Source organism: Anoxybacillus andreesenii (assembly GCF_030813005.1).
In the GTDB taxonomy this organism is placed as follows: Bacteria; Bacillota; Bacilli; order Bacillales; family Cytobacillaceae; genus Robertmurraya; species Robertmurraya andreesenii.
The window spans coordinates 55695-77330 of sequence record NZ_JAUSTU010000010.1 but is presented as its reverse complement, the minus strand read 5'-3'; the positions used below and the strand labels follow the sequence as shown (position 1 = coordinate 77330).

20 protein-coding genes, 1 other RNA gene and 1 other annotated feature are annotated in these 21636 nt (G+C 42.1%); of the genes, 19 read left to right on the top strand and 2 right to left on the bottom strand.

Annotated features, from left to right (window positions below; all coding sequences use genetic code 11):
• Window positions 1–23: 23 nt before the first annotated feature.
• The 10 genes from J2S07_RS11800 to J2S07_RS11755 all read left to right on the top strand — a co-directional run bounded on the left by J2S07_RS11800 (window position 24) and on the right by J2S07_RS11755 (window position 11957).
• Window positions 24–923 (top strand): cation diffusion facilitator family transporter, encoded by a 900-nt coding sequence (locus J2S07_RS11800; protein WP_307150607.1) that lies wholly within the window; start codon window positions 24–26, stop codon window positions 921–923.
• Window positions 924–1037: 114 nt separating this feature from the next.
• Window positions 1038–3395, top strand: coding sequence for a single-stranded-DNA-specific exonuclease RecJ (recJ, locus tag J2S07_RS11795; RefSeq protein WP_307150606.1), 2358 nt, complete (start codon window positions 1038–1040; stop codon window positions 3393–3395).
• Entirely contained in the window at window positions 3386–3898 is a 513-nt protein-coding gene (locus J2S07_RS11790; protein ID WP_307150605.1) for an adenine phosphoribosyltransferase, read from the top strand. The genes recJ and J2S07_RS11790 overlap by 10 nt, the downstream gene beginning before the upstream one ends.
• A 174-nt stretch (window positions 3899–4072) precedes the next feature.
• The gene (locus J2S07_RS11785) at window positions 4073–6271 is read left to right on the top strand and encodes a RelA/SpoT family protein (RefSeq protein WP_307150604.1); all 2199 of its coding nucleotides are present in this window, start codon (window positions 4073–4075) and stop codon (window positions 6269–6271) included.
• Window positions 6272–6404: 133 nt separating this feature from the next.
• The gene (dtd, locus tag J2S07_RS11780; protein ID WP_307150603.1) at window positions 6405–6845 is read left to right on the top strand and encodes a D-aminoacyl-tRNA deacylase; all 441 of its coding nucleotides are present in this window, start codon (window positions 6405–6407) and stop codon (window positions 6843–6845) included.
• An 82-nt stretch (window positions 6846–6927) separates the two neighbouring features.
• The gene (locus J2S07_RS11775; protein WP_307150602.1) at window positions 6928–7104 is read left to right on the top strand and encodes a hypothetical protein; all 177 of its coding nucleotides are present in this window, start codon (window positions 6928–6930) and stop codon (window positions 7102–7104) included.
• Between the two features lie 95 nt (window positions 7105–7199).
• Window positions 7200–7439: a binding site (T-box leader), on the top strand.
• A 186-nt stretch (window positions 7440–7625) separates the two neighbouring features.
• A complete protein-coding gene (gene hisS / locus J2S07_RS11770) occupies window positions 7626–8900 on the top strand; it encodes a histidine--tRNA ligase (protein WP_307150601.1) in 1275 nt (424 codons plus the stop codon).
• A gap of 14 nt (window positions 8901–8914) precedes the next feature.
• Entirely contained in the window at window positions 8915–10684 is a 1770-nt protein-coding gene (aspS, locus tag J2S07_RS11765) for an aspartate--tRNA ligase (protein ID WP_307150600.1), read from the top strand.
• 156 nt (window positions 10685–10840) lie between these two features.
• A non-coding RNA gene (gene ssrS / locus J2S07_RS11760) (6S RNA) lies at window positions 10841–11023 on the top strand.
• Between the two features lie 166 nt (window positions 11024–11189).
• Entirely contained in the window at window positions 11190–11957 is a 768-nt protein-coding gene (locus tag J2S07_RS11755) for a tRNA threonylcarbamoyladenosine dehydratase (RefSeq protein WP_307150599.1), read from the top strand.
• A gap of 215 nt (window positions 11958–12172) precedes the next feature.
• On the opposite strand, the gene J2S07_RS11750 is transcribed toward J2S07_RS11755, so the two are convergent.
• Window positions 12173–12637, bottom strand: coding sequence for a hypothetical protein (locus tag J2S07_RS11750; protein WP_307150598.1), 465 nt, complete (start codon window positions 12635–12637; stop codon window positions 12173–12175).
• Between the two features lie 174 nt (window positions 12638–12811).
• Between J2S07_RS11750 and J2S07_RS11745 the strand changes: the two genes are divergently transcribed.
• The 5 genes from J2S07_RS11745 to J2S07_RS11725 are packed head-to-tail and all read left to right on the top strand — an operon-like array spanning window position 12812 to window position 16541.
• Entirely contained in the window at window positions 12812–13582 is a 771-nt protein-coding gene (locus J2S07_RS11745; RefSeq protein ID WP_307150597.1) for a hypothetical protein, read from the top strand.
• 5 nt (window positions 13583–13587) lie between these two features.
• Window positions 13588–13956: a GntR family transcriptional regulator gene (locus J2S07_RS11740; protein WP_307150596.1), complete on the top strand. Its 369-nt coding sequence runs from the start codon at window positions 13588–13590 to the stop codon at window positions 13954–13956.
• Window positions 13957–14649, top strand: coding sequence for an ABC transporter ATP-binding protein (locus tag J2S07_RS11735; protein WP_307150595.1), 693 nt, complete (start codon window positions 13957–13959; stop codon window positions 14647–14649).
• A gap of 13 nt (window positions 14650–14662) precedes the next feature.
• Entirely contained in the window at window positions 14663–15589 is a 927-nt protein-coding gene (locus J2S07_RS11730) for an ABC transporter ATP-binding protein (protein WP_307150594.1), read from the top strand.
• Window positions 15582–16541, top strand: a complete 960-nt coding sequence (locus J2S07_RS11725) for an ABC transporter permease (RefSeq protein WP_307150593.1) — start codon at window positions 15582–15584, stop codon at window positions 16539–16541. The genes J2S07_RS11730 and J2S07_RS11725 overlap by 8 nt, the downstream gene beginning before the upstream one ends.
• 156 nt (window positions 16542–16697) lie before the next feature.
• Here J2S07_RS11725 and J2S07_RS11720 read toward each other — a convergent pair whose 3' ends face one another.
• Window positions 16698–17966 (bottom strand): replication-associated recombination protein A, encoded by a 1269-nt coding sequence (locus tag J2S07_RS11720; protein ID WP_307150592.1) that lies wholly within the window; start codon window positions 17964–17966, stop codon window positions 16698–16700.
• A gap of 219 nt (window positions 17967–18185) precedes the next feature.
• Between J2S07_RS11720 and J2S07_RS11715 the strand changes: the two genes are divergently transcribed.
• From J2S07_RS11715 to mnmA, 4 genes are read left to right on the top strand one after another with little or no spacing between them, the layout of a single operon-like run.
• Complete coding sequence (locus J2S07_RS11715) at window positions 18186–18866, top strand: YczE/YyaS/YitT family protein (RefSeq protein WP_307150591.1); 681 nt, start codon at window positions 18186–18188, stop codon at window positions 18864–18866.
• The gene (cymR, locus tag J2S07_RS11710) at window positions 18863–19282 is read left to right on the top strand and encodes a cysteine metabolism transcriptional regulator CymR (RefSeq protein ID WP_307150590.1); all 420 of its coding nucleotides are present in this window, start codon (window positions 18863–18865) and stop codon (window positions 19280–19282) included. Before J2S07_RS11715 ends, cymR begins: the two co-directional genes overlap by 4 nt.
• A gap of 16 nt (window positions 19283–19298) precedes the next feature.
• Complete coding sequence (locus tag J2S07_RS11705) at window positions 19299–20444, top strand: cysteine desulfurase family protein (protein WP_307150589.1); 1146 nt, start codon at window positions 19299–19301, stop codon at window positions 20442–20444.
• Between the two features lie 23 nt (window positions 20445–20467).
• Window positions 20468–21583, top strand: coding sequence for a tRNA 2-thiouridine(34) synthase MnmA (mnmA, locus tag J2S07_RS11700; RefSeq protein ID WP_307150588.1), 1116 nt, complete (start codon window positions 20468–20470; stop codon window positions 21581–21583).
• Window positions 21584–21636 lie beyond the last annotated feature (53 nt).

Sequence of the window (21636 nt, the reverse complement as noted above, 5' to 3'; positions counted from 1 at the left end):
TTTTAGAAGGGAGTACATTGAGGGTGGAGAAGGATGATCGTTTTCGGAAAGCGGAGTTTGCTGCTAAGGTAGGAATTGTCGGGAATATCCTTTTAGCCTTAATGAAATGGATAATAGGAATCTATGCGAATAGTCGAGCCCTGATCGCCGATGCGGTAAACTCGGCCTCGGATGTAGCAGGCTCCTTGGTCGTTTTGATCGGACTAAGAGCTGCCAAACAACCACCTGATGAGGAGCATCCCTATGGACATGGAAAGGCTGAGTCGGTAGCGGCGATCATTGTCGCCGTGCTGCTTGTATTGGTGGGCTTTGAAATTGGGAGAACCTCCTTTATTTCTTTTTTTGCACCGATAAAGGCCCCAAAGATGGTGGCGATCTATGCGGTGCTACTCTCCATTTTAGTGAAGGAAGGGTTATTTCGTTATACATACCGTCTAGGAAAAAAACTAAATAGCGATGCTCTGATCGTCACTGCCTATGATCACCGCTCTGATGTCTATTCTTCCTTTGCAGCGCTGATAGGAATTGCTGCTTCTATTTTGGGAAGCCATCTAGGGGTTCATTGGCTCGTTTATGCTGATCCGGTTGCAGGTGTTATTGTATCGATGATGATTTTGAAAATGGCTTGGTCGTTAGGGAAGGAATCCATTCGCAATACGCTCGACCAAGTACTTTCTGATGAGGACACAGTAAATTTAAGAGCAATTGTTCACGGGGTTCAAGAGGTCAAAAAAATTGATCAGCTTCACGCCAGACAGCATGGGCATTATGTGATCGTTGATATAAAAATTTCTGTGAACCCCCATTTAACAGTTGAAGAGGGGCATCGGGTAGGGAAAATGGTTAAGAAAAAACTGATGGAACAAAAGAATGTTGAAAATGTTTTTGTCCACATTAATCCATTTAATCCTCAGGAAGACTGATTCATGACACGTAACTTTTTGTGAACATATAGAATATAAAAATCTTCAGGTTGCTTTTTTTGTTTGAACCCCTATTCACCCTCTAGTATAATAGAAAGGTTGAGAGGTGAGTGTATGTTAAAGTCTAGAACAAGATGGATACTTCAGCAAGCTGATAACGTTAAAAAAGAAAAACTAATGAAGGAACTTAATATCACTTCTCTTGTAGCAGCCTTGCTCGTAAATCGAGGAATCGACTCGCCTGAAGAGGCAAGTGCTTTTCTGTATGGTAAGGAGCAAACGTTTCATGATCCCTTCTCTTTAATTGGAATGGATATAACAGTATCGCGAATCAATGAGGCAATCAAAAAGTCTGAACCTATTTTAATATTTGGAGATTATGATGCAGATGGGGTAACAAGCACATCTGTGATGATGATGACACTTCAAGAATTAGGAGCAAACGTTCAGTACTACATACCAAATCGATTTACGGAAGGGTATGGGCCAAATGAGCAGGCATTTAGACATGCCGCCGAGAATGGTGTCAAACTGATTATCACCGTTGACACTGGAATATCAGCCATTCATGAGGCGAATGTAGCTAAGGAGCTTGGGGTGGATCTTATTATTACGGATCACCATGAGCCAGGACCAGTGCTGCCAGATGCACTTGCGATTATCCATCCTAAGCTTGAGAATAGTCCCTATCCATTTCGGGATTTAGCAGGTGTTGGGGTGGCTTTTAAGCTTGCTCATGCATTGCTTGGGAAGATGCCTGAGCATTTGTTAGAGCTTGCGGCAATTGGAACTATCGCCGATCTTGTACCGTTAATTGGTGAGAATCGTCTCATTGCCAAACGAGGAATTGATTATTTAAAGAGAACTAGCAATTTGGGGCTGCAAGCATTATTGCAACAAACAAAAACGGATCCTTCGGCAATAAATGAGGAATCGATCGGTTTTCTGATTGGACCTAGGCTGAATGCAGCGGGAAGGTTGGATAGTGCGGATATTGCAGTAGATTTATTACTAACTCGTGATTCCTATGAAGCACAGACGATTGCAGAGGAAATTGAAGAATTAAATAAACAAAGACAAGCGATCGTTAATGAGATCGCAGCGGAAGCGATTAAAGAGGTTGAAGAAAAATATCCCATCGAAGAGAATGCGGTTATTGTCGTCGGCAAGCCAGGCTGGAATGCCGGTGTGATTGGGATTGTCGCCTCAAAGCTGGTTGATCGCTTTTACAGACCAGCCATTGTTCTAAGCATAGATGAGGAAAAGGGTTTGGCAAAAGGCTCTGCAAGAAGCATCGTTGGATTTGATTTATTTCAAAATCTTTCCACCTGTCGAGATATTTTGCCTCACTTTGGAGGACATCCGATGGCTGCGGGAATGACTCTGAGTCTAAAGGATGTGGACCTGCTTCGTGATCGCTTGAATCAATTGGCTAACGAGCAGCTGAGCGAAGAGGATTTCATTCCTGTCACCCAGCTCGATGGTGAAATGGAATTAAGTGAGGTAGACCTTGCTGCAATTGAGGAAATGCAATTGTTATCGCCGTTTGGAGTTAATAACCCGAAGCCAAGAATTAAGTTAAAAGATTCTAACATTGCCCAAATGAAAAAAATAGGTGCTGACCAAAATCATTTAAAGCTTGTCCTAGAAGAGAACGGTGTTTCTCTTGATGGGGTTGGTTTTGGCCTGGGACATCTTTATGATGAAGTATCTCCTCATTCAAAGCTCTCCGTAATTGGGGAAATAGCGATCAATGAATGGAATAATATGAGGAAGCCGCAAATTTTTTTGCAGGATTTAAGTGTAACAGAATGGCAGCTTTTTGATTATCGTGGATTAAAGCGGCTGGATAAGCTGGTTGAAATGGCATTAGAGGGGAAATGGGTTGTTTTTAACGAAAAAAATCTCCAAAAGCTTGAAATGCTAAATACCAACGCGCTCCTCATCGATACAGTTGAAAAGGCGAGTGAGCAAAATGTTACGGAGGCAAATCTTATCCTTGTCGATTTGCCGCCCACAAGAGAGCTTCTTATTTCATTGCTGCAGGGTAAAAAACCAGCAAGGATCTACGTGCATTTTCATAGTGAGGAAAGCGAATTTTTCTCTACCATGCCAACACGGGAACATTTTAAATGGTATTATGCTTTTCTTATGAAAAAAGCGCCATTTGACCTGAAGAGATTTGGAGATGAGCTCGCCAAATATCGAGGCTGGACAATGGAAACGATTGATTTTATGTCACAGGTTTTTTTAGAATTGGATTTTATCACATTGAAGGATGGGTTTATTACCTTAAATCAGGTAAAAAATAAGAAGGATTTATCGGAATCGATCACATACCAACAAAAGCAGGCACAGTCTGCTCTTGAAGGAGAGCTATTATATTCATCGGCACACCAGCTAAAAGGGTGGTTTGACCAAATGATCGATGGATCGGTTCACGCAGAGGAGGCAATTAAAGAATGGATTTAAAACAACATATTGCGATTGTAGATGGCTGGCCAAAGCCTGGGATTACTTTTAAGGATATTACTCCATTGATGAATGATGGAGAAGCATATCGTTATGCGACGGACAAGATCGTTGAATATGCTAAGAAGCAAAATGTTGATATCATTGTTGGTCCTGAAGCGCGCGGCTTTATTATCGGCTGTCCTGTTTCTTATGCATTAGGGGTTGGTTTTGCGCCTGTGCGTAAGGAAGGAAAACTACCAAGAGAAACGATCAAGGTAGAGTATGGCCTTGAATATGGCAAGGATGTTCTAACCATTCATAAGGATGCCATCAAGCCTGGGCAACGAGTTCTCATTACAGATGACCTGCTAGCTACTGGCGGCACGATTGAAGCAACGATTAAGCTTGTCGAACAGCTAGGCGGGGTAGTTGCAGGAATTGCCTTCTTAGTAGAACTAACGTACTTAGAGGGTAGAAGCAAGCTAGATGGATATGACGTATTAACATTAATGGAGTTCTAGTAGAAAGAGCGCTAAAGGCGCTCTTTTTGCTTTATTGTGGGCGTTCTTCCATTTATCACCTGCAAAAATCGACAATATTTTATTTTTCTTGAAAAACAAAGCTCTATCCCTTTACATATTGTGTTTTTTTTTCGATAATAGATATTAATTCATTTTTTTATACTAGGTGATAACATGGCAAATGAACAAGTTTTGACAGCTGAACAGGTCATCGAAAAGACAAGAAAATATTTGAATGATGAACATGTCAAGACTGTTCAAAAGGCGTATGAATACGCTCGACATGCTCATCGTGAGCAATATCGAAAATCGGGGGAGCCGTATATCATTCATCCAATCCAGGTTGCAGGGATCTTAGCAGACCTCCAAATGGATCCGGATACGGTGGCTGCAGGTTTTCTTCATGATGTTGTAGAAGATACAGCGGTAACACTGGATGATCTACGCGTGGCTTTCAATGATGAAGTAGCAATGCTTGTTGACGGGGTTACAAAGCTAGGAAAAATTAAATATAAATCTCATGAGGAGCAACAAGCAGAAAATCATCGAAAAATGTTTGTCGCTATGGCACAGGATATCCGTGTCATTCTCATCAAATTGGCGGATCGTCTCCATAATATGCGGACGCTGAAGCATCTTCCACCCGAAAAACAACGGAGAATTTCTAATGAAACATTGGAAATTTTTGCCCCATTAGCCCATCGACTTGGTATTTCCACCATTAAATGGGAGCTGGAGGATACGGCACTACGTTATTTGAATCCTCAGCAATACTATCGCATTGTGAACCTCATGAAGAAAAAACGTGCTGAACGTGAGCAATATTTAGACGAAGTCATTGAAGAAATGCGTTCCTCCATGCAAGAGGTATCGATAAGAGCTGATATTTCGGGACGCCCCAAGCATATTTATAGCATCTATCGAAAAATGGTGCAGCAAAATAAGCAGTTTAATGAAATTTATGATCTTCTGGCTGTGCGCATTGTGGTGAACAGCATTAAGGATTGCTATGCTGTACTTGGCATTATTCATACATGCTGGAAGCCTATGCCAGGAAGATTCAAGGATTATATTGCCATGCCAAAGCCGAATATGTACCAGTCCCTTCATACGACTGTGATCGGTCCAAAGGGCGAGCCGCTTGAGGTCCAAATTCGGACATTTGAAATGCACCGGATTGCAGAATTCGGGATTGCGGCCCACTGGGCCTATAAAGAGGGGAAAACCGCAGCGGAAAGCACCTCATTAGAGGATAAGCTATCCTGGTTCAGAGAAATTCTTGAATTTCAGGACGATACGACAAATGCTGAAGAATTCATGGAATCGCTCAAAATCGATCTGTTCTCTGATATGGTCTTTATTTTTACACCAAAAGGGAACGTGCTTGAGCTTCCTGCTGGATCGGTGCCAATTGATTTTGCCTATCGAATTCATTCGGAAATTGGCAATAAGACGATTGGTGCTAAGGTTAACGGAAAGATGGTTACCCTTGATTATAAGCTTAAAACAGGGGATATTGTCGAAATCCTTACATCTAAGCACTCCTATGGTCCAAGCCAAGACTGGCTGAAGCTTGCACAAACTTCCCAAGCAAAGAATAAAATTCGACAGTTCTTCAAGAAGCAACGCAAGGAAGAGAATGTTGAAAAGGGTCGCGAGCTAGTCGAAAAAGAAATTCGTCAGATGGATTTTGATTTAAAAGAAATCCTTACCCCTGAGAATATTAAAAGGGTTGCCGAGAAGTTTAATTTTTATAGTGAAGAAGATATGTATGCAGCTGTTGGTTATAATGGGGTAACTGCCTTGCAGGTAGCGAACCGACTAACAGAGAAATGGCGAAAACAGCGAGATCTCGAGCAGGTGTCAACCATCGCGAATGCAGTGAATGAGTTAAAATCATTCCCTAGCACAAAAAAGAAGCGGGAGTCAGGCGTTCGAGTTTCAGGGATTGATAATCTTTTAATTCGCCTATCTAGATGCTGCAGTCCTGTTCCTGGCGATGAGATTGTTGGGTTCATCACAAAAGGGCGCGGGGTATCGGTTCACCGAGCAGATTGCTCCAATATTGATACGGCCGATGCGAAAGCAAGACTGATTCCTGTAGAGTGGGAAACAGGGCTTAATGACCATAAGGAATATAATGTCGACATTGAAATAACGGGCTATGATCGCAGAGGCTTATTAAATGAGGTCCTTCAGGCCGTTAACGAAACGAAAACGAATATTTCCGCAGTGTCAGGAAAATCAGACCGTAATAAAGTCGCCACGATTAACATGTCGATTATGATTGTTAATGTGTCCCATCTGCAGAAGATTGTGGACCGAATAAAGCAAATTTCAGATATCTACTCGGTACGTAGAATTATGAACTAGAAAGCTGTCAAAACGACAGCTTTTTCTGTATATGGAATGGTCGATTACGAGCCTTTGCTTTTGGGTTATAAAGCAACAGCGAAGAGAAGGTGTGCCAATCGACATTCTCATCATAATGAGAAGGTGATTTAATATGAAAATTGTTGTCCAAAGAAGCAAGAATGCCCAGGTGACTGTAGCAGGTGAAGTGGTCGGGAAAATTAGCCATGGCTTTGTTTTGCTAGTCGGTGTCACACATGAGGATAAGCATGAGGATGCAGAATACCTTGCTGATAAGATCGTCCATCTCCGTGTATTCGAGGACGAAAATGAGAAAATGAATTTATCCTTGCTTGATGTAGGGGGAGAAATTCTATCTATTTCACAATTTACATTGTACGGTGACTGTCGGAAAGGAAGAAGACCCAATTTCATGGAAGCGGCAAAACCTGATCATGCCGAGGGAATCTATGAGGCCTTTAATCATCTTTTACAGGCAAAAGGAGTCCATGTTGAAACTGGTAAGTTTGGTGCGATGATGGATGTCCAATTAACCAATGACGGTCCTGTGACGCTTATTCTGGAGAGCAAGTAGAGATTATTTTTCTGTATTGGAAATTTTCTCGACCATCCTGGAAACACTATAGCTGACAAACTAGAAAAGGGTGGATCGAGAAATGAGATATAGCGATAAAGGAATGTCTATTCAGCAGGGTGAAAACCAATTATTTGGCGTTGATTTTCATGATTTTTTCCAAAAGGAACAAAGCTCCAATATGGTTGAGCTTGCATCAGAATTTGGTCTTTCAGTTCGGGATGTGAGAAAACTCAAAAAACAACTAGAACGGTCTTAAATAGGCTTGACAATATAGTTGTTGCTCCGTATTATTATATAAATAATGAATGAATGATTTCTAGATGGGTCGCAAGCAAGTCTAGAAAAAAATTAACTAAACCGATGATGGAGAAGAGTAGTTAAGAACCAGATGAAAAGAGAGGAAATGTCGCTGGCTGAAAGCATTTCTACATTGTGGCTTAATGAACGAACACTCCGTAGGATTCGCTCTGAAAGAGAGTTGTCTTTAGTAGGAGATGGACGTGAACAGGCGTTAACTGTAAAAGCGGAAGGGAGCATTCATTGTCTCTTCAATTAGGGTGGCACCACGGGATTCAAACTCTCGTCCCTTGTATGATTCATACAAAGGATGGGGGTTTTTTTATTTTATGCTGAATGTGATTTTAGCCTTAATGTTGCGCATGAACGGGTTTTACTCAGGACACGAGTAACGTAGAGAATGTGCGACATTAAGGCGAGATATAAGTCCAACAATAACCTTTCAAGAATGATACATATTGTTTTACAAGGAGGATTTTCATGACCATTAGTATACCGAGAGGGACACAGGATATTTTGCCGGGAGAAGTAGAAAAGTGGCAGCTTATCGAGAAAAAAGCACGTGAGCTATGTGAAAGATTTCAGTACAAAGAAATTCGTACTCCGATCTTTGAACATACAGAATTATTTACCAGAAGTGTAGGGGACACGACGGATATCGTTCAGAAGGAGATGTATACCTTCCTTGACCGTGGAAAAAGAAGCTTAACCCTTCGTCCTGAAGGTACGGCTGCCGTTGTGCGTTCCTTTGTCGAGCAAAAAATGTTTGGACAAGCTAATCAGCCGGTGAAGCTTTACTATATGGGGCCAATGTTTCGCTATGAACGGCCTCAAGCGGGGCGCTTCCGTCAATTCGTTCAATTTGGTGTAGAAGCATTAGGTAGTGCAGATCCTGCTGTCGATGCTGAAGTGATCGTCTTAGCCTATAGCTTATATCAATCATTGGGGTTAAAAAAGCTGAAGCTTATCATTAATAGTCTTGGTGATAAAGAAAGCCGCAGTGCACACAGACAGGCATTGATAGAGCATTTCCGGCCTCGAATCGATGAATTTTGTGGGGATTGTCAAGGACGACTTGAGAAAAATCCAATGAGAATTCTTGATTGCAAAAAGGATCGGGATCATGAATTAATGAAATCAGCTCCATCGATTCTTGACTATCTCAATGATGAATCAAGGGCTTATTTCGAAAAAGTTCAAAAATATTTGACTGACCTGCAAATCCCATTTGAAGTGGATTCTAACCTCGTTCGTGGGCTTGATTATTATAATCATACTGCTTTTGAAATCATGAGTGACGCAGAGGGCTTTGGTGCCATTACAACGCTTTGCGGCGGCGGTCGATACAATGGGCTTGTCGAGGAGATTGGTGGACCAGAAACACCAGGTATTGGTTTTGCGCTAAGTATTGAACGCTTCATTGCAGCCCTTCATGCAGAAAATATTGATCTTCCCCTTCATGAAGGCTTGGATGTGTATTTGGTGGCCCTAGGGGAAGATGCCAAGGATTATTCTGTTGGTCTTTTGCATCAGCTCCGAATGGAAGGATTTTCAGCCGAAAGAGATTATCTCGATCGTAAAATAAAAGCCCAGTTCAAGGCAGCCGATCGAATGAACGCAAGAGCTGTAGCGATTTTAGGTGAGGATGAGCTGAAGGAGAACAAAATCAACGTCAAAACTTTAGCAACAGGGGATCAAGTGGAATATCCACTGGATCAGTTTATCGATAAATTTAAGGAAGCGTTTGGAAAATAGAGGAGGTTTTTTTCGTGTACGGCAGAACGTATTTTTGTGGTGAGGTGCCTGAACAGGCAATTGGTGAAGAAGTTATTTTAAAAGGATGGGTGCAAAAGCGCCGTGATTTAGGCGGTTTGATTTTCATTGATTTACGTGACCGTACAGGTCTCGTTCAGGTTGTATTTAGTCCAGAGGAATCGAAGGAAGCACTTGCCATAGCTGAGAAAATTAGAAATGAATATGTTCTTGATATACGTGGCACCGTCATTGCTCGTCAAGAAGGCACCGTCAATGAAAATCTTAAGACTGGAAAAATCGAGATCAAGGCAAAAGAAGTAACGATCATCAATGAAGCGAAAACACCACCGTTTATCATTGAAAATAAAACCGATGTTTCCGAGGATCTTCGTTTAAAGTATCGTTATTTGGACCTAAGACGTCCGGTTATGTTCGAAACCTTTAAGATGCGTCATCAAGTCACTAAGGTTGTTCGAGACTTCTTAGATGGAGAGGGCTTCCTAGATATTGAGACTCCTATCTTGACTAAAAGTACGCCTGAAGGTGCGCGAGACTACCTAGTACCAAGCCGTGTTCACCCTGGAGAATTCTATGCTCTTCCCCAATCACCACAGCTCTTCAAGCAGCTCTTGATGGTCGGTGGAATCGAACGTTACTATCAAATTGCTCGCTGTTTCCGTGATGAGGATCTCCGCGCCGACCGACAGCCGGAATTTACCCAAATCGACATCGAAACCAGCTTCATGAGTCAGGATGATATTATATCGATGATGGAAGCGATGATGCAAAAGATGATGAAGGAAGTAAAAGGGATGGATGTGACGATTCCTTTTGCAAGAATGCCCTATGATGAAGCGATGGCACGATACGGGTCGGACAAACCAGACACACGTTTTGGCTTGGAGCTCGTTGATTTATCGGAAATCGTCAAGGATTCAAGCTTCAAGGTATTTGCGGGTGCTGTTTCTTCAGGTGGTCAGGTGAAGGCGATTAATGTCAAGGGTGCTGCTAGCAAATATTCCCGAAAAGACATTGATGCGTTGACGGAGTTTGTGGCTGTCTATGGAGCAAAGGGACTTGCATGGCTGAAGGCAGAAGAGGATGGCTTGAAGGGGCCGATTTCAAAGTTCATTTCTGACGAGGAAGCAAATGGCATCAATGCTGCCTTAGAGGTCGAAGCAGGAGACCTGATTCTTTTTGTCGCTGATAAAAAGAATGTCGTTGCTGATGCTCTAGGAGCGCTTCGTCTAAAGCTCGGAAAGGAACTAGGGTTGATTGACCAGAGCAAGTTCAATTTCCTTTGGGTGACAGATTGGCCACTGCTTGAATACGATGAGGAAGCTGGCCGCTATTTCGCCGCGCATCATCCATTCACAATGCCTGTTAGAGAAGACTTAGGTCTTTTGGATTCCGATCCAGGAGCAGTCCGTGCACAAGCCTATGACCTAGTATTAAATGGCTATGAGCTTGGTGGAGGTTCACTGCGTATTTTTGAAAAAGACATCCAAGAAAAAATGTTTGCCGTTCTTGGCTTCAGCCAAGAGGAGGCAAGAGAGCAATTCGGCTTCCTTCTCGAAGCATTTGAATATGGCACTCCTCCGCATGGTGGTATTGCTTTAGGGCTAGACCGGCTTGTGATGCTTCTTGCTGGACGTACGAATTTACGCGATACCATTGCGTTCCCGAAAACAGCAAGTGCGAGCTGCTTGTTAACGGAAGCGCCTGGAGAGGTAAGTGAAGAACAGCTGCAGGAATTACATTTGTCTATTCTAAAAAAGAATTAAATGTTATATTGTCTATTCTCTATACCATTGTCTTTTAATATGATTGTTCAAAAGCAAATTGCTTGAGAACAGAGCCCTTTTCACAAAATGGTAATATGTACTCACTAGCCCCTCTTGAAGGTGCCTAGTCGATATGCTATTATATAAATAACAAAAAGAGTCCTGATGTGTTAGTGGTAAACCATGTTTTGACCTAACATATGACCTTCGGGAGTTTGCGTTTCCAAGTGGAGTAAATGCCTAGTACATAGGACTTACAAAGGCCTGGAACAGAACACCCACCTACTAAGTGTAGGTTCAAAACGAAGGAAAGAATACGACGGCACAATTGGGACTCTTTCCTATTTTACAAAAATAATCATGCGATAAAGCATGATTTTTTTATGCCTAAATTTGAAGAAAACCGATAAATTTACTTGTTTTTGCCTTTAAGTATGGTATAGTTTTTAACGGAAAAAATAAAATGAAACTTTTTTTATCCTATATAATGTGGAGTTGTTGATACATGTTGCACCAGTTTTCGAGAAATGAGCTAGCGATTGGAAAAGAAGGGCTAGACATCATGAAAAATAGCACGGTCGCAGTGCTTGGGGTTGGTGGTGTTGGTTCCTTTGCAGCTGAGGCATTAGCGCGCTCTGGGGTTGGACGATTAGTGCTGATTGATAAAGATGATGTCGATATAACCAATGTGAATAGACAAATCATTGCCTTGCTTTCTACAATTGGACAGCCTAAGGTGGATTTGATGAAAGAGAGAATCAAGGATATTAATCCTGACTGTGAAGTGTTCGCCCTGAAGATGTTTTACACAGAAGAAACCTATGAAGAAATTTTTCAATATGGATTAGATTTTGTGGTCGATGCTTCCGATACGATTGTTTATAAAATTCATCTGATGAAGGAATGCTTAAAACGAAATATCCCCATGATTTCAAGTATGGGGGCAGCCAACAAAATGGACCCAACGAGATTTCAAATCGCTGATATTTCTAAAACCCATACCGATCCGATTGCGAAGGTGATTCGTACAAGATTAAGAAAAGAAGGAATCCGCAAAGGAATTCCCGTTGTCTTCTCGGATGAAAGTCCAATTGTTATTCGTGAGGATGTCAAGAAGGTTGTGGGAAAGGAAGATGCCCCTATTCGAAAGGCGCAAATGCCCCCTGCCTCCAATGCGTTCGTTCCATCTGTTGCTGGTCTTATCATGGCAAGCTATGTCGTGCGAGAGCTTCTAAAGGATATAAAAATTCAGCGTGTTGCAGATGAAAAGTAGGCCTTAAGCTCGGCCTACTTTTTTAATGAAGGCTCTTTTTTCAAACATTGTTGCTATCGAACAATCAATAATTAGATCAAACGATGCTTGATGTAGTCAATCTGTAGAAACAATGGAGAAAAGTGCTGCTCAATCTATGCGTATCGCACGCTTAGTATGAAACGGAATGGCCGGTATTAAGGACATTCTAGAACCACAATCCGTGGAAAACAGCTTTAATGCAGAATTTTCTCTTTCTCGAAGGATTCGGTAATGCCCTCATACCTTTCAAAGAGCTGCCTGAATTTTTCCTTTTTCTCAGCAAATAATTTTTCGAGCTTGGCCTGTCTGTTTTTCAGCTCCTCTTGTTCCTTGATCAGGAGTTGATTCTCCTCTCTTAATTCCTCTAGTGAACTTTCCTTTAGACTTTGCAAATATTTAATAATGTCGTCTACATTCAAGTCCAGATCAACCTTTGGAGGAGGGAGCAGTAATAGAGGGCTCTCTTCTTCGGCTTCTCTTGGCTCTTTTTTACACAAGACTGTATTCCAACGGTAGCTGCAAGCTCCTGCTGTTCGACCTAATATGCTAGCCGCTTTCTTAAAGGCCGCTGTTTTGGTGGCTCCCATTCGGATATGCTCCGTCACGATATTTGCAAGAATTCTATTTTCTTCCTCCGTCCATTGATTCTTCCTTGACACATAAACCCTCCTCAAAGTTCTTTTCCTTATCGTCACCGAAGGGAATGGAATCTATGTTCAGGCTCTGAAAAAAGAATTTTACCAAATTTACAAAATTATGTTGTTTTTTTTCATGTCCTAGTGTACTATTTGACTAGAACACTAAAACACCGATATTAGATGGGAGGAGAAAACATGTCATCTTTTAAGGGACTTTATCTAAAAGATCTAAAAATATCGGCGGCTACTTTTTTTATAGGACTGGTTCTATTAAATGTGTTAACGATTTTATCCCTGGGATTGAAGGAGTATTTTGATGAGCCACTGATTCCTGCGATTTTATTCTTTATCGCGGTAGTTGCTCATGTATTCTATTTGCCAGGAATGCTATTCTCTTCTCTGCAAATTGAGGGCCAAAGCCAGCTATGGCTTCATAATCCTAATCGTGGTGCAAAGCTTTTCCTTTCTAAAATAACGGCAGGAATGACGTTTTATCTGATCTCGATCCTTGTAACGATGCTCCTAGCCAGGCTTTCCCTTTCAGGTCTATCCGTTTCGAATGACTATCAAGGGTTCTCAGAGATGGTACGGGAAAATCTGCTCATCATGGGAGCAGGAATCACGTTAACGTCCATTTATCTTAGTGTATGGGTTCTATTTTATTGGTCCTTATATCACTCTCTTAAGAGGATTCCGATTGTAAATCAAATCCGATGGCTCGTGATTCTATTCGTTTGGATTGTGCTTTCCACAATAGGAAGTATGATTCAAAATACAAGCATGATGAGGGTCATCAACGAAAAAGGAACATTCAGCGTTTCCATTTTCGATGCAACGGTTGGTCAAGGTTCATTCTCCGCTGAAATGGCTCATATTAATTTTGCGACCATTGGCCAATACATTTTGATTACTATCATTGTGTTTCTTGTATCGGTTTGGCTCCTTGAGCGGAAAGTTGAGGTGTAGTAGGAATGGAAGAATTCCAGGCATCGAAACCAATCTACATGCAGATTGTCGATAAGATATGTCAGCAAATTGTTAGAGGTGATATCAAGTCAGGGGAAAAGCTCCCATCCGTACGGGAGATGGCCATTCAATCAGGGGTGAATCCAAATACGATTCAAAGAACCTATAGTGAATTGGAGAGGATGGAAATCGTGGAAACGAGGCGCGGGCAAGGAACATTTGTGACAGAAGCCAATGATAGGATTGTTGAGCTGAAGGTGAAGTTGCAAAGGGATTTGATTAAAGGGTTTGTCAATAACATGATCGATCTAGGTTTCTCGAAGGAAGAGATGCTGTCAGGTCTCAAGAAATATGTGGAAGAGGAGGAGATCTAGATGATTGCCTTCGAACATGTCACAAAAAAGTACGGTCGTGATTTTGCGTTAGAGGATTCGACTTTTTCTTTAGAGAAGGGAAAAATCTATGGATTACTCGGACCGAACGGAAGTGGAAAATCCACCACTTTAAAGATGATGGCAGGCCTTGTATTTCCAACTAGTGGAAACGTAATCATCAATGGTAAAAAGGCGGACCGAAAGACAGCCGCAGATGTTGCATACCTGTCTGAATTAGATTTCTTTTACCCCTCCTTTACCGTGAATGATATGCTCAAATATTCGGCTTCCCAATTTGCTGATTTTGATCGAACGAGGGCTGAGGAGTTACTCGACTTTATGAAGCTGGATCGGAAGAAAAAACTAAAGCAGCTGTCTAAAGGAAATCGTGGCAGACTAAAACTTGTGATTTCATTAGCCAGAAATACCCCCATTCTATTGTTAGATGAACCCTTTTCAGGACTTGATCCTATGGTAAGGGCGTCTATTGTCAAAGGATTGCTATCCTATATTGATTTTGAGAAGCAAACGGTTGTAATTGCGACCCATGAAATTGACGAAATTGAAATGCTTTTAGACGATGTCATTGCCATTCAAGACGGTCGTATTCTCGCCATCGAAAATGTCGAGGAACTTCGGGAGACAAAAGGCTTATCGATTTTAGAGTGGATGAAACAAATCTTTGAACCTTAAGGGAGAGTCTATGATGGAAAAAATTATTGAAATTCAAGAAGTTACGAAAAGGATTAAGGGAAAAACGATTATTGATGGAATTAGCTTTGATGTGTATAAAGGCGAGGTTTTTGGTTTTCTTGGTCCAAATGGAGCGGGGAAAACAACAACGATTCGAATGATCGTTGGCCTTATGGGAATATCGGAAGGAGACATTAAAATTGCGGGAAGCAGCATCAAGACTGATTTTGAAAAAGCAGTCCGTCATATTGGTGCGATTGTCGAAAATCCTGAAATGTATAAATTCCTAAGCGGCTATGACAATCTCCTTCATTTTGCGAGGATGTCAAAGGGGGTTACGAAGGAAAAAATCGATGAAGTGGTCGAGCTAGTTGGGCTAACCAGTCGGATAAAGGACAAAGTCAAGACCTATTCTCTTGGAATGAGACAGCGTCTGGGCCTCGCACAATGCCTGCTGCATGATCCAGATGTCTTGATTTTAGACGAACCTACAAATGGGCTGGATCCGGCAGGAATACGAGAAATCAGGGATCATATTCGCATGCTTGCAAGGGAAAGAAATATGGCTGTTATTGTTTCAAGTCATCTCTTATCCGAAATGGAAATGATGTGCGATCGGATCGGGATTATTCAGCAAGGAAAGCTTATCGATGTTCAGCTCGTCAATGATTTCGTCAATGGAGAAGAGATTATTTTTGAGTTTGAAGTGGATGCAAGTGAAAGGGCGAAGGCTGTCATTCAGGAAGCCTTGCCACAGTTACAGGTACAGCAAACTGAAGTAGGGATACTGGTATCGGCTGTGAAGGAAGAGGTACCATTAATTGTCAAACATTTAGTGAAAGAGGATATTCTTCTTTATGGAATTCAAGAAAAACACAAAACACTAGAAGACAGATTCCTAGAAGTAACCAATAGTAAGGAAGGTGTTGTACATGCTTAGACTTATTCAAAATGAGTTAATGAAGATTTTTAAAAGGCCGGGGACCTACGTAATGATTGGGCTTTTAGTAGTCATGGTTTCCGTTATTGGTGGATTTATCAAATACCAGGAGGCTGGTGGGACTGTTCCTGATAATTCAGACTGGAAAAAGGGACTCCAAATGGAGAACGCAAGTCTAAATAAACAAATTGAGGAGTTAAAAGGCCAGGTTTCGGAGGAACAAATTAATTATTTCAAGCAGGAGATCGCTTTGAATGAGTATCGAATTGAGCATGATCTTTCTCCAAACGGCGATTATTCGATTTGGGAATTTGTAACGGATGCTCTTCCGATTATCGATTTTGCTGGGATGTTTACGATAATCATTGCTGCGGGAATTGTGGCGAGTGAATTTAATTGGGGCACGATCAAGCTCCTCTTAATCCGACCGATTACAAGAGGAAAAATATTAGTAGCAAAATATTTATCGGTGCTTCTGTTCGCACTAGCAGTATTAGGAATTTGCTTCGGTTATTCATCCGTACTCGGATTTGCTTTATTCGGTGGACCTGAAACAGCTACTCCATATTTAAATTATCATGAGGGGACGGTAACAGAACAAAGCATGTTCGTTCATCTACTGATTTCCTACGGGTTAAATTCGATCAGTATGTTCATGCTTGCGACAATGGCCTTTATGATTTCAGCTGTGTTCAGAAGCAGCTCACTCGCAATTGGAATCTCGCTCTTCCTGATGTTTACAGGAAGCCAATTGACATCCTTAGTGGCGATGAAATATGACTGGGCTAAGTACATCCTATTTGCAAACACAGACCTAACTCAGTATTTTGAGGGCTATCCCCTTGTGGAAGGCATGACTTTACCTTTTTCGGTCATCATGCTCGTAATTTATTTCGTCTTGTTCCAGCTGCTTGCGCATATTGTCTTCAAAAAGCGTGATGTTGCAGCGTAAATGGGGTTTCACTAATATATTCGATTTGTCGCAAATAAAAATGAATTTCCGCAAATAAAATGGAAATACCGCAAATAAACTGATTTTATCGCAAATATCGGCAAATCCGTCCAAGCAAAAAACCGCAGATCATCCTGCGGTTTTTTGCTTCCTTCATTAACTTTTCATGAGTCTTTCATAGACAATCGCCAATGCCTGCTCGAATTTTCCTGTCTTTTTTGGTTCATAGTACATTTTGTTCTTAATCCGATCGGGAAGATACTGCTGTTTGATCCAACCGTTTTCATAATTATGGGGATATAAGTATTCGATCCCGCGACCGAGCTCCTTGGCACCCTTGTAATGGGCGTCCTTCAAATGGTCTGGGACCTCACCGCTAATGCCCTTACGAATATCAGCGATCGCTTCATCGATGGCCATAATCGCTGAATTTGATTTCGGTGATAAGCAGAGCTCAATGACTGCATTAGCCAGTGGGATTCGCGCTTCAGGAAAACCAATCCTCTCTGCCGCTTCTACCGCTGCGAGTGTTCTTGGCCCAGCTTGAGGACTGGCTAGTCCAATGTCCTCGTAGGCGATGACAACCAGTCTTCTGCCGATACTCACCAAATCTCCCGCCTCGATAAGACGACCTAAATAATGGAGAGCAGCATTGACATCACTGCCTCGAATCGATTTCTGGAAAGCGGAGAGAACGTCATAATGACCATCTCCATCCTTGTCATGAGAAAAGCTCTTCTTTTGCATGCATTCTTCGGCAATTCCAAGGTCTATTTGGACGATGCCCTCTTCATCCTTTTCCGTAGAGATAACTGCGAGCTCTAGGGCGTTCAAAGAGCTTCTCACATCGCCGTTGGAAGCGGTGGCGAAATGCAAGAGAGCGTCATCTGTTATTCGAATTGAATAGTTTCCAAGTCCTCTTTCCTTATCGGAAATCGCCCTTCTTAGTGCTTCCATAATCTCTTCCGGCTCGAGGGGCTTAAGTTCAAAAATTTGGCAGCGGCTCCGAATCGCAGGATTTATCGCATGGTAAGGGTTGCTTGTGGTTGCCCCGATCAAAACGATGGAACCATTCTCTAGGTGAGGAAGAAGAAAATCCTGTTTTCCCTTATCAAGGCGATGGACCTCATCAAGCAAGAGAATGACACTTCCTGACATTTTCGCTTCTGCGGCCACAATTTCTAGATCCTTCTTATTATTCGTCACTGCATTCAGCATTCTGAAAGCAAGCTTAGTGCTTCCTGCAATCGCACTGGCGATAGAGGTCTTTCCAATTCCTGGTGGTCCATACAAAATCATTGATGACAGTTGTTTTGCCTTCACCATTCTGTAAATAATTTTTCCTTCACCAACAAGATGGCTTTGTCCAATGATTTCATCGATTGTTCGTGGTCTCATACGATAAGCAAGTGGTTTAACGTTCATAATCCTTCTCTCCATTAACAATAGGCTATTGAATGGCTCGAGTGCCAGCCATTAAGTTTCCAGTACCTTTACGATACCAAATGATGAAGGGATTTGCATCGTTTTCCAACTAATAGAAAGCATGGTTAGGCAATAATAGCAAAAGCCTATCAAATTAATCAGGATTTTGATAAAATTCATATGGGAGAAAAATCATGTAGGGGAAATGGAGACGCAGCGATGGGGATTCAGAGCAAAGGTCAGGTTGGACCAAGATTCGTGATTTACATTCTTGGACTGCTTGTTATGTCATTAGGACTTGTCCTTTTAATCAAAGCTGATTTGGGTGCAACCCCATGGGATGTGCTTCATGTTGGTTTATACTATCAATTTGGTTTAACCATTGGAACTTGGTCGATAATTGTAGGGGTGGTTATCTTAACAATTGCGTCGTTTATTTCACAAGGGTTTCCGCAAATCGGCGCATTTCTAAATATGGTCCTAATCGGCCTTTTTATCGATATGTATTTTCTTCTGCCATTTCTGCAAACGCCGGAAGGATTTGGCGGGAAGGCAGTTATGTTTGCCGCAGGACTCCTTTTAAACGGATATGGAATGGGATTATATATTTCTGCTCAATTTGGAGCCGGACCACGTGATAGTCTAATGATTGCTTTGACAGAAAAAACAAAATGGAAGATCCGAAATGTCAGAGTATTTATGGAGGTTCTCGTTCTTATTGTTGGCTGGCAGTTAGGTGGCCCTGTTTTTTGGGGGACAATATTAATAAGCCTGATGATTGGACCAATCGCTGGGATATGTCTTCCTCAATGTCAGCGGTTCACAGATGGATGGCTGCGAAAGCTAAAACGAGAGGATAAAGGAATAGAACAAGACACAAATCGAGGTGCAAGGGTATGAAAATTTCAACTAAAGGTCGATATGGTTTAACGATCATGATTGAGTTAGCGAAGAAGTATGGAGAGGGCCCCGTTTCATTGAAGGCAATCGCCCAGGCAAATGATCTGTCTGAGCATTATTTGGAGCAGCTGATTGCCCCTCTACGGAATGCGGGTCTAGTAAAAAGCATTCGCGGTGCCTACGGCGGCTATGTTTTGGCAGATGAACCATCGAAGATTACTTCAGGTGATATTATTCGTGTCCTTGAAGGGCCGATTACACCTGTTGAAGGGATCGAAGATGAAGAGCCTGCCAAAAGGGAGCTATGGATTCGGATTCGTGATGCTGTTAAAAATGTATTGGAGAATACAACACTAGAGGATCTGGCAAACCATCGCGATGATGGAGAAACAGATGCCTATATGTTTTATATTTGAGGTAGGTGAACAAACTTTGGAACGAATTTATGTCGATCATGCAGCCACATCACCTATGGATCCAAGGGTGATTGAAAGAATTACGAGTACGATGCAAGCGGCTTTTGGAAATCCGTCGAGCATTCATGCATTTGGGCGCGAGGCGAGACATCTTGTTGATGAAGCGAGAAACACCCTTGCTAAAGCAATCGGGGCAGAAGCAAATGAGATCATTTTTACAAGCGGTGGAACAGAGGCTGACAACTACGCCATTTTGGGTGTGGCAGAAGCTAACCAAAAGAATGGAAGGCATATCATCACAACACAAATTGAACATCATGCCGTTCTTCATACCTGTGAACAGCTTGAGAAAAAAGGTTATGACATTACGTATTTACCTGTGGATGAACAGGGCTGTGTATCCGTCCAAGCAGTGGCCGATGCGTTACGTGATGATACGATCCTTGTGACGATCATGTTTGGGAATAATGAAGTAGGGACGCTTCAGCCAATTAAAGAAATCGGTGAGCTTTTGAAAAATCATTCTGCTGTTTTTCACACCGATGCCGTTCAAGCCTTTGGACTAATTGATATCGATGTGAAAGCATTGAATATTGACCTTTTAAGTGTGTCAGCACATAAAATAAATGGGCCAAAGGGGATTGGCTTCCTTTTTGCCAAAAAAGGGGTCAAGCTTGCTCCACTTATTTTTGGAGGAGAGCAAGAACGAAAAAGACGAGCGGGAACTGAAAATGTTGCTGCTATTACTGGCTTTGAAGAGGCGGTAAAAATTGCCATTGTGGAGAGAGAGCAGAAGGCAAACCGTTATAACCATTATAAAGAAATCATACTCAGTTCCTTGAAGAAAGCTGAAATCAATTTTTCGCCGAACGGATCACTTGAAAAATCACTGCCTCATGTTTTAAACTTAAGCTTCCCAGGTACAGATGTTGAGGCGATGCTTGTCAACTTGGACCTTGCAGGAATTGCCGCTTCAAGCGGTTCTGCATGTACTGCCGGGAGCATCGAGCCTTCACATGTACTGGTTGCTATGTTTGGCCATGAATCCGACCGTATCAGAAATTCAATTCGCTTTAGCTTCGGACTAGGCAATACAGAGGAACAAATCGAAAAGGTTGCTGAATCAACGGCGAAAATTGTGAAACGGTTAACAAATAGATGATCTACAGCAAGTGAGGTGAGGAAATGAAGAAGGATCCGAAAGATACAAGAGTGGTCGTTGGTATGAGCGGTGGAGTGGATTCATCGGTGGCGGCTTTGCTCTTGAAGCAGCAGGGCTATGATGTCATCGGTATCTTCATGAAAAACTGGGACGACACAGATGAAAATGGCGTTTGTACAGCAACAGAGGATTATGATGACGTCATTCGTGTCTGCAATCAAATCGGGATTCCCTATTACGCGGTGAATTTCGAAAAGCAATACTGGGATAAGGTCTTTACCTATTTCCTTGATGAATATAAGGCGGGACGTACACCAAATCCAGATGTGATGTGCAATAAAGAAATTAAATTTAAGGCTTTTCTCGAGCATGCCGTCAGTCTTGGAGCCGATTACCTTGCCACGGGCCATTACGCAAGAGTCGAAGAGCGGGATGGAGAGGTGAAAATGCTCCGTGGGGTGGATGAGAATAAGGATCAAACCTATTTCTTGAACCAACTAACCCAGGATCAGCTAGAAAAAGTGATGTTTCCAATCGGGGATATTGAGAAATCCAAGGTTCGAGAAATTGCGAAGGAAGCGAATCTTGCGACTGCCACAAAAAAAGACAGCACAGGGATTTGTTTCATTGGGGAGCGAAATTTCAAAGAATTCCTGAGCAATTATCTTCCTGCTCAGCCAGGTAACATGGAGACCTTTGATGGGGAAGTTATGGGTAAGCATGATGGTCTGATGTATTATACGATTGGCCAACGTCATGGGCTTGGAATCGGTGGTGCAGGGGATCCATGGTTTGTCATTGGCAAGGACCTCGAGCGAAATGTTCTCTATGTTGGACAGAATTTCCATAATGACATGCTTTATTCGGATTCCATCACAGCGGTAAATGTAAGCTGGGTTTCAAACAAAGAAAAACCAGAAACCTTTGATTGCACTGCAAAGTTTCGCTATCGTCAGCCTGATAATAAGGTGACCGTTCATCTATTGGAGGATGGCAAAGCAAAGGTCATCTTCCATGAACCGATTCGTGCCGTGACCCCTGGACAAGCAGTTGTTTTCTACAATGGAGATGAATGTCTTGGTGGGGGAACAATTGATGAAGTGTATCGGGATGGAAAGCGATTAACATATGTAGGGTAGACCTCGATTCCAACAGAATCGAGGTTTTCCTATGGCGAAATTATGCTATACTT

Coding starts and splice junctions, on each gene's coding strand:
- recJ (WP_307150606.1), top strand. CDS start 1,038: ATGTTAAAGTCTAGAACAAGATGGATACTTCAGCAAGCTGATAACGTT.
- J2S07_RS11790 (WP_307150605.1), top strand. CDS start 3,386: ATGGATTTAAAACAACATATTGCGATTGTAGATGGCTGGCCAAAGCCT.
- J2S07_RS11785 (WP_307150604.1), top strand. CDS start 4,073: ATGGCAAATGAACAAGTTTTGACAGCTGAACAGGTCATCGAAAAGACA.
- dtd (WP_307150603.1), top strand. CDS start 6,405: ATGAAAATTGTTGTCCAAAGAAGCAAGAATGCCCAGGTGACTGTAGCA.
- J2S07_RS11775 (WP_307150602.1), top strand. CDS start 6,928: ATGAGATATAGCGATAAAGGAATGTCTATTCAGCAGGGTGAAAACCAA.
- hisS (WP_307150601.1), top strand. CDS start 7,626: ATGACCATTAGTATACCGAGAGGGACACAGGATATTTTGCCGGGAGAA.
- J2S07_RS11755 (WP_307150599.1), top strand. CDS start 11,190: ATGTTGCACCAGTTTTCGAGAAATGAGCTAGCGATTGGAAAAGAAGGG.
- J2S07_RS11745 (WP_307150597.1), top strand. CDS start 12,812: ATGTCATCTTTTAAGGGACTTTATCTAAAAGATCTAAAAATATCGGCG.
- J2S07_RS11740 (WP_307150596.1), top strand. CDS start 13,588: ATGGAAGAATTCCAGGCATCGAAACCAATCTACATGCAGATTGTCGAT.
- J2S07_RS11735 (WP_307150595.1), top strand. CDS start 13,957: ATGATTGCCTTCGAACATGTCACAAAAAAGTACGGTCGTGATTTTGCG.
- J2S07_RS11730 (WP_307150594.1), top strand. CDS start 14,663: ATGGAAAAAATTATTGAAATTCAAGAAGTTACGAAAAGGATTAAGGGA.
- J2S07_RS11725 (WP_307150593.1), top strand. CDS start 15,582: ATGCTTAGACTTATTCAAAATGAGTTAATGAAGATTTTTAAAAGGCCG.
- J2S07_RS11720 (WP_307150592.1), bottom strand. CDS start 17,966: ATGAACGTTAAACCACTTGCTTATCGTATGAGACCACGAACAATCGAT.
- J2S07_RS11715 (WP_307150591.1), top strand. CDS start 18,186: ATGGGGATTCAGAGCAAAGGTCAGGTTGGACCAAGATTCGTGATTTAC.
- cymR (WP_307150590.1), top strand. CDS start 18,863: ATGAAAATTTCAACTAAAGGTCGATATGGTTTAACGATCATGATTGAG.
- mnmA (WP_307150588.1), top strand. CDS start 20,468: ATGAAGAAGGATCCGAAAGATACAAGAGTGGTCGTTGGTATGAGCGGT.